This window comes from Variovorax sp. GW821-FHT06D12 (genome assembly GCF_059419205.1).
This window is the reverse complement of the sequence record NZ_JBWKRI010000004.1, coordinates 406,718-417,582: the sequence shown is the minus strand read 5'-3', so window position 1 is coordinate 417,582 and position 10,865 is coordinate 406,718. Positions and strand designations below refer to the sequence as shown.

The following is a 10,865-nucleotide window of genomic DNA, read 5'->3' as shown; positions in this document are numbered from 1 at the left end:
TCAGGCGGCCACGGCCTCCTGGGAGAACTGCCGGCGGTACACCGTCGGCGACACCTTGAACGCCGTGGCGAAGTGCTTGCGCAGCAGCACCGCCGAGCCGAAGCCCGCATCGGCCGCCACGCGCTCCACGGAGCGGTCGGTCGTTTCGAGCAGCCGCTGCGCCAGCGCCAGCCGCTGGTTCTGCAGCCACTGGCCGACCGTCGTGCCCGTCGATTCGCGAAAGCGCCGCGTGAAGGTGCGCCGGCTCATGAGCGCGCGGCGCGCGAGTTCGTCGAGTTCATGCGGCGTCTGCAGATGCCGCCCCAGCCATTCGAGCAACGGCGTGAGCCGGTCGCGTTCCGCCGCCGCCGGCACGGGCTGCTGGATGTACTGCGCCTGACCGCCCTGCCGGTGCGGCGCAACGACCATGCGCCGCGCGGCGCGGTTGGCGGTGTCGGCGCCGTAGCGCACGCGCAGCAGATGCAGGCAGCAGTCGATGCCGGCGGCCGTGCCCGCCGACGTGAGCACGTTGCCGTCGTCCACGTACAGCACCTCGGGCTGCAGCACGACCTGCGGGTATTGCTTGGCGAACGCCGCGGCCAGGTGCCAGTGCGTGGTGGCGGGCCGGCCGTCGAGCAGGCCCGCCTCGGCCAGCACGAAAGCACCCAGGCACAGCCCGACCACGGTGGCGCCGCGTCGGTGCGCCGCCTGCAGCGCGCGGATGAGCGCGGGCGGTGCGGGCCGGCCGTCGTCGCGCCAGGACGGCACCACCACGATCTGCGCGCGGCGGATCGCCTCCAGGCCGTGCGGCACCACGAGCGTGAAGCCCGCGTTGGTGGCCAGCGGCCCGGGCTCGGGCGCGCAGACCTGCACGCGAAAACGCGGCGCGCCGGTGTCGGTGCGGTCTTCGCCGAACACCATGCAGGGCACGGAAAGGTGGAAGGGGCTGATGCCGTCGAAGGCCACGACAGCGATGGTTTCAACGGCAGATGAGCGCATGGCCCGATCTTATCGATGAATGGCTTTCGGGCCACTGTCGCAAAACCCGCGGTGCGCGAAGAATCGAGCCATTCCAGACACACAACCACCGAAGGAGATACCCATGAGCCAGTCCGCACCGCGCCGCGCCCTCGTCGTCATCGACGTGCAGAACGAATACTTCGAAGGCGGCGGCCTGCCCATCGAATACCCGCCGGTCGAGAGTTCGCTGCCGAAGATCGCGCAGGCCATGGACGCGGCCCGCGCGGCCGGCGTGCCGGTGGTGGTGGTGCAGCATCACGCGCCGAAGGGCGCGCCGGTGTTCCAGGCCGACAAGTTCCACGGCCAGCTGCACCCCGAGATCGCCCAGCGCCCGCGCGACCACCTCGTCACCAAGGCCTTCCCGAGCGTCTTCACCGGCACCGACTTCGCCGACTGGCTCGCGCGCCACGAGATCGACACGCTGAGCGTGACCGGCTACATGACGCAGAACTGCGACGCCTCCACCGTGTTCGAAGCCATGCACCGCGGGCTGAACGTGGAGTTCCTGTCGGACGCCACCGGCGCACTGCCCTACGAGAACGCAGCCGGCCGCGTGAGCGCCGAGGAAATCCACCGCGTCTTCAGCGTCGTGTTCCACAGCAACTTCGCCGCCGTGGCGACGACCGACGCGTGGATTGCTGCACTGACGAGCGGTACAGCGATCGAGAAGGACAACGTGGTCATGTCCAACCGCCGCGCGCGCGGCGTCTGAACTTCACAAGAGTTCAGGCCAGGTTCAGCGGCTGCAGCACGGGCTGCCAGCGCTGAACCGCGATCTTCTTGAAGCCGCGGCCGTTGGGATGCAGCTCGTTGGCCCAGTCGGTCGGGCCCAGCGTGCCCCGGCTGTCCACCACGTGCAGGTGCTGCGGGTCGCCCGCGGCGATGTTCTGCAGCATGCCGTGGAAGCCGTCGATCAGGTGGTCGACGCAGGGCTTGAACAACTCGGGCGCCACGCCCGCGTCGACCAGCGCCGGACGCAGCCAGCCTTCGCGCCCGAACAGCGCCTTGCCCGTGGGCGGCGCGTAGTCGTAGCTGTGCATGACGATGTGGCAGTCGACGCTCGTTCGGGTGTAGATGAGGCCGATGAGCGCACGGTACTGCTCGTCCATGTCGACAAGGAACTGGTCGAAGCCGCCCTTGCCGTTGCGAAAGCACTGCGCGGCCTGGGTCTCGCCCGCGCAATCGGACTTGAGCAGCGGGCGCAGGTCGTTGAAGCCCGCGAAGTCGTTGCCGCCGCCGCTGATGAACACCGCCGACAGCGTCGGGCCGTACAGGCGCAGCGACTCGCGCACGGCGTTGCGGTACTTGCCCTCCACATAGTCCTGGGCTTCCGCGCCGTTCATGCCCTTGGCCAGGATCACGTGGCCGCGCGCGCCGACCACGTCGCCCAGGAAGTTCAGCAGGCTGCCGCCCGGCAGCGGGTACCAGAACCACGAATCGCCGAAGGCGAGGATGGTCGCGGTGCCGTGCGGGCCCATCTGCATCTTGGTCTCGTCCCAGTAGACAGCCATGGCGAACTCCTCGTGTAGAGGGCGCCATGGTTCTCGCAACCGCCGCGCGGCGCCATCCCCCGTTCGCAGTAGAACCTGCTGCTCAGTCCCGCAGCGACTGCACCAGCAGCACCAGTTCCGCCTGCCGGTGGCAGTCGGTCTTGCGCATCACGTTGCGCAGGTGGCTGCGCGCCGTGTGTTCGGAGCAGTGCTGCGCGGCGGCGAAGTCCTTCACGGTCTTGCCGCTCGCCAGCAGCAGCGCGAGCCGCGCCTCGGTCGGGCTCAGGCCGAGCAGGCTTTCCAGCTGCCGCGGCTCCACGGGCGCCGCCTCGGCCGGATGGGCGAAGACCACGAGCGCGCGGTGGCGCTGGCGCAGCACGGCCAGCGGGTGCGAGGGTTTGAGCGGCAGCACCGTGATGCGGACCACGCTGCCGGCCACGGGCAGGTGCAGTACGCCGGCCCGCGCGCCGCCGGCCGGGGCGCAGGCCTCGCGCACCCGCTGCTCGAAGGCCGATTGCAGCGCGGACGACGCGAGCCGCAATCGCCCCTGCGCGCTGTCGAACAGGCCGCGGCGGCCCGCGCACGCCGCCGCGCGGGTGTTCAGGTGGTCGATGCGGCAGGCCTCGTCGACCACGGCGATGCCCTGCGGCAGCGCGTCGAGCGCCGACAGCCCGGTGGCCGCGTGCTCGCCCAGCTGCGCCATGCGGGCGCGCAGTTCGCTGGCGCGCACGAGGTGCGGCGACAGGCGCCGGCAGAAGGCCTCGCTCTCGGGACCGTAGGGCGCCTCGGCCCGGGGGCGGATGAAGCCGAGCACTTCGCGCGTGTCGTCGTCGGTGCGCAGCCCCATGGCCAGCGTGTGGCGCAGGCCGAGCGGCGCCAGCCAGTCGACGTAGATCGCGCTGCGCGACAGCGTGCGCGCGCCGAAGTAGGTGTGGTCGGTCACCGGCGTGCCCAGCGGGGCGTTCACCGGCATCTGCATGCGGATGTCGTCGCGCGCCAGGTGCTGCTCGTACTCGCGCACCTTGTCGGGCGGGCTCTCCAGGTTGGCGAGCCCCGCGCCCACCACCGAGCAGTCGGCGCGGCGCACCGTGAGCGTGTGAAAGCAGGCGGCGCCGAGCACCTCGCGCATGGCATCGAGCGCGTCGTACCAGTCGCCGGGACAGGTGATCCCGTCGTACAGCAAGGCAACGATCCGGTCGGTGTCGGCCTCGGCGGACACGCCTCCCTGCACGATGGCTGTCATGGCGGCCTCCTCCTGTTTGGACTTTCGGTGTATCCGCTTGCATGACGGTATTACAAAATGCTTCCAGTGTCAGCCCCTCTTTCCCGTGGGCGCCGCGGCGAGCGGCCCCGCGCCAGGTCGTTATGCTCTCGCACCCATGGGTGAATTCGACCTGATCACACGCTATTTCAAACGTCCCGCCACGCGCTCGCCGCTGGGCGTGGGCGACGACTGCGCCTTGCTCGCGCCGGCCGCGGGCATGCAGCTCGCCGTGTCCTCCGACATGCTGGTGGAGGGGCGGCACTTTCTCTCGACCGTGGAGCCGGCCCGGCTCGGCCACAAGGCGCTGGCCGTGAACCTCAGCGACCTGGCCGCCTGCGGCGCGAAGCCGCTGGCCTTCACGCTGGCGCTGGCATTGCCCGGCGTGGACGAGCCCTGGCTCGAAGGTTTTTCGCGCGGCCTGTTCGCGCTGGCCGACACCCACGGCTGCGAGCTGGTGGGCGGCGACACCACGCGCGGCCCGCTCAACATCTGCATCACCGTGTTCGGCGAAGTGCCGGCCGGCGCCGCGCTGCTGCGCTCGGGCGCGCGCGCGGGCGACGACCTGTGGGTGAGCGGCTCGCTGGGCGATGCGCGGCTGGCGCTCGAGGTGTTCCGCGGCACGCTGAGCCTGCCCGCCGAGGCCTTCGCACAGGCCCGCGCGCGCATGGAACAGCCCACGCCGCGCGTGGCACTGGGCCAGGCGCTGCGCGGCATCGCCACCTCGGCGGTGGACGTGAGCGACGGCCTGATCGGCGACCTGAGCCACATCCTCGCGGCCAGCGGCGTGGGCGCCACGCTCGATGCCGACGCCACCACCGCGCTGATCGCGGTCGACACGGCCGGCCTGCCCACCGAGGCGCTGCGCACCTGCGCGCTCTCGGGCGGTGACGACTACGAGCTGGTGTTCACTGCGCCGGCCTCGGCCCGCGATGCAGTCCTGCAGGCCGGCGTGAACAGCGCCACGCGCGTGACGCGCATCGGCCGCATCGAGGCGGACGCGGGGCTGCGCATCGTCGATGCGAGCGGCGCGCCGGTGTCACAGCGCTTCGGCTCGTTCGACCACTTCGTCTAGGGCCTGTTCAAGCGCCGCGCAGCATCGCGCGCATCTTGTCCTGCGCGGTGTTGATGGCGGCCGACTGGCGGCCCAGCTGCTGCACCATCTTGTCGAGCTCGGCCCTCACCGCGGGGTCGGTCACAGTGAGCGAAGCGCCGGAGACCTGCAGCTTCGACTTGTTCTTCTCCATGAAATCGCCGATGGCCAGCGCGCTGTCGAACACGGCGTCGAGCGCAGGGAACACCTCCTTGAAGGTGGCGGCGGGCGTCGTCACCGTCTTCTCGTAGGCCTTGCCATAGACCTGCTTCAGGTCGTCGGGCTGCTTGAGTTGCGCGCGCGCCGCGTCGGCCTTGGCCAGCTGCTGGTCGAGCGCGGAGCGCAAGCCGCCCAGGCCCTCCTTGGCGGCCTTGAGATCGTCACGGCGTGCCGGCAGATCGACGAACGAGCGCAGCGCGCCCTTGTTCATGACCTGCGTCATCGGCTGGCTCACCGACTTGTTCATGCCTTCGTTGAAATCGGTGATCACCGCGTAGTGCTGCGCGTAGTCGCCGAACGATGCTTTTTCTTCGGCGGTGGGCGTGGGCACGCGCAAGCCGGGCTTGTCGAGCACGCGGGTCTGCAGGTAGGCGATGAAGGCGCTGCGCTGCTCGGCCTCCTTGTTGCCGCAGGCCACGAGCAGCATCGACAGCATCAGGCCGAATGCCAGGACCAGCCATGCGGAAGAGAAACGGGACCGTGTGGTGGTTGTCATGGGGCACCTGCTTTCGCGCGAAGAAAAAGACCGGCCAGCATACGACCGGCCCGCCCCCACGGCTACTGCAGGCTCTGCTTCAGCGCCTCGATGAACGCCCGCGCCGCCGCCGACAGCGAATGGCCGCGCTTGGTGACGATCGAGATGTCGCGCACCACGCGCGGCGCGCTGAGCACCTTCACCACGAGCACCGGGTTCTTCTCGGCGCGCGCAAAGGCCGACGGCATGATCGACGCGCCCATGCCGGCCGCCGTCATCCACAGCGCGGTGGACAGGAAGGACACCTCGTTCACCACATCGAGCGTCACGCCCGCCTCGGCCGCCGTGCCGTCGATCAGCGGACGCACGCCGTAGCCGGGGCGCACGGTGATGACGGGGTGGCGGCCCAGGTCCGACCAGCGCACCACGCGTGCCTTGGCCAGCGGGTGGTCGGTGCGGCACACCACGGCGAGGTGGTCGCGCATGAGGCGCTGCACCTCGACCTCGGGACCGGGCCGCTCGGGCGTGCCGATGCCGAAGTCGACGTGCTCGCCGAGGATGCGCGACAGGAACTGGTCGGGCGCGCAGTCGTTCACCAGCACGCGAACTTTCGGGTGCTGCTCGCCGAAGGCGCGCAGCGCATCGGGCAATAAAAACCCTGCCAGCGTGGGCGTGATGGCCAGCGTCACGCGACCGCGCTCCAGCGTGGCGAGTTCGCGGAAATCGGCCGAGAGCGAATCGACGTCGCGCAGCACGCGCTCGACGGTGGAAATCATCTGTTCGGCTGCGGCCGTGGGCTTGAGCGCGCGCGTGGTGCGGTCGAACAGGCGCGTGCCCAGGCCCTCTTCGAGTTGGCGGATCAGCATGCTCACGGCCGACTGCGTGACGAACAGCCGCGTGGCCGCGGCGCCGAGCTTGCGCAGCTGGTAGACCGCGAGGAACGCACGCAGCTGGCGGATCGTAGGACTGAAGTTCGTATTCATCAGAAAATTTGAAAAATCATTCGGAATTTCTTGATTTACGAATGAATGCTGCCATCGTTCAATCTCCGATCAAAGCACCGAATTCAAGGAGAGGCCCGAATGACAGCACCCATCGCCCGCGGCATGCACGCATTTCGTGGGCGACGCAGGCAACTGCTGTGGGCCGTGGCCGGTGCGCTGGTGGCCGGCTCTGCCCTCGCGCAAGCCCCGGCGGGCGATTTCCCCACCAAGCCGATCCGCATGGTCGTGACCTTCCCGCCCGGCGGCAGCGCCGACGGCGTGGTGCGCATGCTGGTGCCGCGCCTGAACGAGAAGCTGGGCCAGCAGGTGGTGGTCGACAACCGCCCCGGCGCCGGCGGCAACGTGGGGCTGACGCTGGTGGCCAAGGCGCCGGGCGACGGCTACACGCTGGGCGTGGGCGCGGCGGGTGCGCTGGCGGCCAACGTGAGCCTGTACCCGCAGATGCCCTTCGATCCGCAGAAAGACCTCAAGCCCGTGGGCATGCTGGCGGCCATTCCCTTCGTGCTGGTGGGCCACCCGTCGGTGGCCGCGAAGACGCAGCGCGAACTCGTCGCGCTGGCCAAGGCGAAGCCGGGCACGCTGTCGATCGGCCACGGCGGCAACGGCACGGCCATGCACCTGTCGGCGGCGCTGTTCAACCAGATGGCGGGCACGCGGCTGGTCGAGGTGCCCTACCGCGGCTCGGGCCCGGCGGCGCTCGACGTGCTGGGCGGGCAGATTCCGCTGGCGGTGGTCGACCTGCCCTCGTCGCTGCAACAGATCCGCGCCGGCAAGCTGATCGCCTTCGCCGTGACCAGCCCGCAGCGCCTGCCGATGCTGCCCGAGGTGCCGACGGTGGCCGAGGCCGGCCTGCCGGGCTACGACTCGACCGGCTGGTTCGGCGTGGTCGCGCCGGCCGGCACGCCCGCGCCGGTGGTGGCGCGGCTCAATGCCGAGCTCAACGCCGCGCTCGGCGACGAGCAGGTGAAGACCGCCATGCGCGCGCTCGGCGTGGAGCCGGCGCCGGGCTCGGTCGAATCCTTCGACAGCTACATCCGCGCCGAGACGAAGAAGTGGGCCCAGGTGATCCAGGACGCCCACATCAAGCTCGATTGAACGACAAGCCGATAGAGACATGACGAAGACCGCCGACACCTCGATGCAAGCCGACGTGCTGATCGTCGGCGCCGGCCCCGTGGGCCTCACGCTGGCGATGGACCTGGCCTCGCGCGGCGTGACCGTGATCCTGTGCGAGACGCGCCGCTTCGCCGAGCCGCCGAACGTGAAGTGCAACCACGTGGCCTCGCGCACCATGGAGCAGTTCCGCCGCCTGGGCGTGGCGCAGCAACTGCGCGATGCCGGGCTGCCGGCCGACCACCCGAACGACGTGGTGTTTCGCACCACGGTGACGGGCACCGAGCTCACGCGCATTCCCATTCCGTGCCGGCGCGACCGCTACACCGAGACCGAGGGCCCCGACGCATGGTGGCCCACGCCCGAGCCGCCGCACCGCATCAACCAGATCTACCTCGAGCCGATTCTGCTGAAGCACACGGCCGCGCTGCCGGGCGTGTCGCTGCTCAACCGCACGCGCTTCGAGCGCTTCACGCAGGACGCCGACGGCGTGAGCGCCATCGCCACCGACATGGACAGCGGCGCCACACGCAGCATCCGCTGCCGCTACATGGTCGGTTGCGACGGCGGCAGCTCGCCGGTGCGCAAGCAGATCGGCGCCAAGCTCGAAGGCACGGCCGTGATCCAGCGCGTGCAGTCGACCTTCATCCGCGCGCCGCAGCTGCGCGACATGATTCCGGGCAAGCCCGCGTGGTCGTACTACGCGATGAACCCACGCCGCTGCGGCACGATGTTCGCCATCGACGGCCACGAGACCTGGCTGGTGCACAACCACCTGAACGCCGAAGAGCCCGAATTCGACTCGGTCGACCGCGACACCTCGATCCGAGAGATCCTGGGCGTGGGCCCCGACTTCCATTACGACATCATCAGCAAGGAAGACTGGATCGGCCGGCGCCTCGTGGCCACGCGCTTTCGCGACGGCCGCGTGTTCCTCGCGGGCGACGCCGCGCACCTGTGGGTGCCCTACGCGGGCTACGGCATGAACGCCGGCATCGCCGACGCGCTCAACCTCTCGTGGCTGCTGGGCGCCTGCGTGCAGGGCTGGGCCGACGAGGCCATCCTCGACGCCTACGAGGCCGAGCGGCTGCCGATCACCGAGCAGGTGTCGCAGTTCGCGATGGACCATGCGCAGAAGATGATCCGCGCGCGCCGCGCCGTGCCGCCCGACATCGAGGCGCCCGGCCCGGCGGGCGACGCGCAGCGCGCCGAGATCGGCCGCGAGGCCTACGCGCTCAACGTGCAGCAGTTCTGCTGCGGCGGGCTCAACTTCGGCTACTTCTACACCGGCTCGCCGATCATCGTGCCCGACGGCGAGCACCGCGCGCCGCCGTACTCGATGGGCGAGTTCACGCCCTCCACCGTGCCCGGCTGCCGCGCGCCGCACTTCTGGCTGGCCGACGGGCGCTCGCTGTACGACGCCTTCGGCCCGGGCTACACGCTGCTGCGCTTCGACCGCAGCGTGGACGTGCGGCCGCTGGAGCGCGCGGCCGCCGCGTACCGCATGCCGCTCACGGTGCTCGACATCGAGACCGCGAGCCTGCCCAAGGCCTATGCGCACCGCCTCGTGATGTGCCGCGCCGACCAGCACATCGCGTGGCGCGGCGCACACCTGCCGGCGGATGTGTACGACCTCGTCGCCACCTTGCGCGGCGAAACGCGCCGCGAACGTGGCCGCCGGCGCGCGCTGGCCTGGGAAGGCGTGCTCGCTTAACGCTGGCGCCGCACCACCGCGCGCCACGCCAGCCAGGCGGCGATGGCAGGCGCCAGCGCGAAGACCGTGAACAGCCAGATCGCGGCCGATCGCGCACCGTCGACGCCGCCGGGCACCGTGAGCCCCGCCGCATTCGCCACCAGCCCGGCCACGGCCGCGCCGACGGCCATGCCGTACAGCTGCACGGTGGTGATCGAGGCGGAGGCCAGCCCCTCTTCGCCGCGCGGCGCCAACGCCATCACGCGCGTCAGCAGGTGCGGCCAGCCGATGCCCACGCCGAAGCCGACCGCGGCCAGCGCCACAGCCACGAGCGCGGTCTCGACATTGGCGTCAAGCGCACCCGGCGTCGGCAGCAGCCACGCGAGCGCCAGCAGGCCTGCGGTGCAGACCACCGGCCCGGCGCGCAGCATGCGGTCGGCGCCTGCGCCAGTGCGGCCCGACGAGGTCAGCGAGCCGATGCTCCAGCCGCCCGCCATCGCCGCCGTGAGGTAGCCCGCCATGAGCGGCGAGTGGCCGTGCAGCAGCTGCAGGAAGTAAGGCACGAAGATCTCGGTGGTGGTGCCGATCAGCAGCAGCGCCACGCTCGCGTAGATGGCACCCAGCGGCGTGCCAAGCGCATAGGCGCCGGTCGGCAGCAGGCGCACGGCGCCGGCGCGGCGGTCGATGCGGGTGGCGGCGAAGCCGATGGCCAGGCCCAGCGCCACGCCCACGGCCTGCCCCGCCAGGCCGGGCCAGAAGCCGCTGGCGGCGATCACCAAGACCGACAGCGCCAGCAGCGCGATCTGCGGCGCCGGCACGCGCGGCATCTGCGCCGGGCGGTCATGCCGGATGCCGGCCGCGGGCCGCAGTTGCACCGTCACCAGCAGGGCCTGCGCCGCCGCCACCGGCAGCAGCGCCCAGAAGGCCCAGCGCCAGTGGCCGGCCTGCGCGAACAGCCCGCCCACGGCCGGCCCGCACAGCGTGGCCACGCCCCACATGCCCGACACCAGCGCCACCGCGCGCGGCCACAGCCGGGGTTCGAACACGCGCTGGATCAGCCCGTAGCTCAGCGCCGCCAGCAGGCCGCCGCCCAGGCCCTGCACCGTGCGCCCTGTGAGCAGCCACGGCATGGCCGGCGCCAGCGCGCAGCCGACCGAGCCGGCGGTGAACACGGCCAGCGCCGTGAGGCAGGCGCCGCGCGGCCCGCGCGCGGCCAAGAGCCGCACCGACAGCGTGGCGCCGAGGATCGAGCCGACCACGAACAAGGTCGTGCTCCAGGCGTACCAGTCGAGCCCGCCGATCTCGCGCACCACCGAGGGCAGCACGGTGGTCACGATGTGGACGTTGACCGCGTGCAGCGCGACGCCGCCGGTCAGCGCCAGCGCGCGCCAGCCGTTGCGCCCGCTGAACAGCTCGCGCCAGGCGGCGGTGGGCGGCGGCGCGCCAACGGCGGCGGCATCGAGGGAAGAGGAGGAGGACGACATGAGAACGAAGGGGAACGCCAAAGGAGCCTGGATA

At 71.0% G+C, this 10,865-nt stretch carries 10 protein-coding genes; 4 read left to right on the top strand and 6 right to left on the bottom strand.

Annotated elements, in window-relative coordinates; genetic code table 11:
• A complete protein-coding gene (locus tag AC07SQ_RS15620) occupies nucleotides 1-978 on the bottom strand; it encodes a GlxA family transcriptional regulator (RefSeq protein WP_447740616.1) in 978 nt (325 codons plus the stop codon).
• 103 nt (nucleotides 979-1,081) lie between these two features.
• Between AC07SQ_RS15620 and AC07SQ_RS15615 the strand changes: the two genes are divergently transcribed.
• A complete protein-coding gene (locus AC07SQ_RS15615) occupies nucleotides 1,082-1,711 on the top strand; it encodes an isochorismatase family protein (RefSeq protein ID WP_495273140.1) in 630 nt (209 codons plus the stop codon).
• Between the two features lie 13 nt (nucleotides 1,712-1,724).
• On the opposite strand, the gene AC07SQ_RS15610 is transcribed toward AC07SQ_RS15615, so the two are convergent.
• Nucleotides 1,725-2,510, bottom strand: coding sequence for an SGNH/GDSL hydrolase family protein (locus AC07SQ_RS15610; protein ID WP_159278728.1), 786 nt, complete (start codon nucleotides 2,508-2,510; stop codon nucleotides 1,725-1,727).
• An 82-nt stretch (nucleotides 2,511-2,592) separates the two neighbouring features.
• Entirely contained in the window at nucleotides 2,593-3,732 is a 1,140-nt protein-coding gene (locus AC07SQ_RS15605) for a helix-turn-helix transcriptional regulator (RefSeq protein WP_495273139.1), read from the bottom strand.
• 136 nt (nucleotides 3,733-3,868) lie between these two features.
• On the opposite strand from AC07SQ_RS15605, the gene thiL reads away from it, so the two are divergent.
• Nucleotides 3,869-4,825 carry a thiamine-phosphate kinase gene (thiL, locus tag AC07SQ_RS15600; protein WP_495273138.1) on the top strand — a complete coding sequence of 319 codons (957 nt, stop codon included), beginning with the start codon at nucleotides 3,869-3,871 and terminating at the stop codon, nucleotides 4,823-4,825.
• A 7-nt stretch (nucleotides 4,826-4,832) separates the two neighbouring features.
• Here the strand turns inward: thiL and AC07SQ_RS15595 are convergent, their stop codons facing one another.
• The gene (locus tag AC07SQ_RS15595) at nucleotides 4,833-5,558 is read right to left on the bottom strand and encodes a DUF3053 domain-containing protein (protein ID WP_495273137.1); all 726 of its coding nucleotides are present in this window, start codon (nucleotides 5,556-5,558) and stop codon (nucleotides 4,833-4,835) included.
• Between the two features lie 62 nt (nucleotides 5,559-5,620).
• A complete protein-coding gene (locus tag AC07SQ_RS15590; protein ID WP_095743373.1) occupies nucleotides 5,621-6,520 on the bottom strand; it encodes a LysR family transcriptional regulator in 900 nt (299 codons plus the stop codon).
• A gap of 99 nt (nucleotides 6,521-6,619) precedes the next feature.
• Between AC07SQ_RS15590 and AC07SQ_RS15585 the strand changes: the two genes are divergently transcribed.
• Both AC07SQ_RS15585 and AC07SQ_RS15580 read left to right on the top strand, forming a co-directional pair.
• On the top strand, nucleotides 6,620-7,636 hold the full coding sequence (locus tag AC07SQ_RS15585) for a Bug family tripartite tricarboxylate transporter substrate binding protein (protein WP_495273136.1): 1,017 nt from the start codon (nucleotides 6,620-6,622) through the stop codon (nucleotides 7,634-7,636).
• Nucleotides 7,637-7,655: 19 nt separating this feature from the next.
• Nucleotides 7,656-9,368, top strand: a complete 1,713-nt coding sequence (locus AC07SQ_RS15580) for an FAD-dependent oxidoreductase (protein WP_495273135.1) — start codon at nucleotides 7,656-7,658, stop codon at nucleotides 9,366-9,368.
• Here AC07SQ_RS15580 and AC07SQ_RS15575 read toward each other — a convergent pair.
• Nucleotides 9,365-10,831 (bottom strand): MFS transporter, encoded by a 1,467-nt coding sequence (locus AC07SQ_RS15575; protein WP_495273134.1) that lies wholly within the window; start codon nucleotides 10,829-10,831, stop codon nucleotides 9,365-9,367. The two genes, AC07SQ_RS15580 and AC07SQ_RS15575, sit on opposite strands and share 4 nt — an antisense overlap.
• Between the last annotated feature and the right edge of the window lie 34 nt (nucleotides 10,832-10,865).

What these genes read in the sequence shown, in the direction of transcription:
- AC07SQ_RS15620 (WP_447740616.1), bottom strand. Translation starts at nt 978, where the DNA reads ATGCGCTCATCTGCCGTTGAAACCATCGCTGTCGTGGCCTTCGACGGC.
- AC07SQ_RS15615 (WP_495273140.1), top strand. Translation starts at nt 1,082, where the DNA reads ATGAGCCAGTCCGCACCGCGCCGCGCCCTCGTCGTCATCGACGTGCAG.
- AC07SQ_RS15610 (WP_159278728.1), bottom strand. Translation starts at nt 2,510, where the DNA reads ATGGCTGTCTACTGGGACGAGACCAAGATGCAGATGGGCCCGCACGGC.
- AC07SQ_RS15605 (WP_495273139.1), bottom strand. Translation starts at nt 3,732, where the DNA reads ATGACAGCCATCGTGCAGGGAGGCGTGTCCGCCGAGGCCGACACCGAC.
- thiL (WP_495273138.1), top strand. Translation starts at nt 3,869, where the DNA reads ATGGGTGAATTCGACCTGATCACACGCTATTTCAAACGTCCCGCCACG.
- AC07SQ_RS15595 (WP_495273137.1), bottom strand. Translation starts at nt 5,558, where the DNA reads ATGACAACCACCACACGGTCCCGTTTCTCTTCCGCATGGCTGGTCCTG.
- AC07SQ_RS15590 (WP_095743373.1), bottom strand. Translation starts at nt 6,520, where the DNA reads ATGAATACGAACTTCAGTCCTACGATCCGCCAGCTGCGTGCGTTCCTC.
- AC07SQ_RS15585 (WP_495273136.1), top strand. Translation starts at nt 6,620, where the DNA reads ATGACAGCACCCATCGCCCGCGGCATGCACGCATTTCGTGGGCGACGC.
- AC07SQ_RS15580 (WP_495273135.1), top strand. Translation starts at nt 7,656, where the DNA reads ATGACGAAGACCGCCGACACCTCGATGCAAGCCGACGTGCTGATCGTC.
- AC07SQ_RS15575 (WP_495273134.1), bottom strand. Translation starts at nt 10,831, where the DNA reads ATGTCGTCCTCCTCCTCTTCCCTCGATGCCGCCGCCGTTGGCGCGCCG.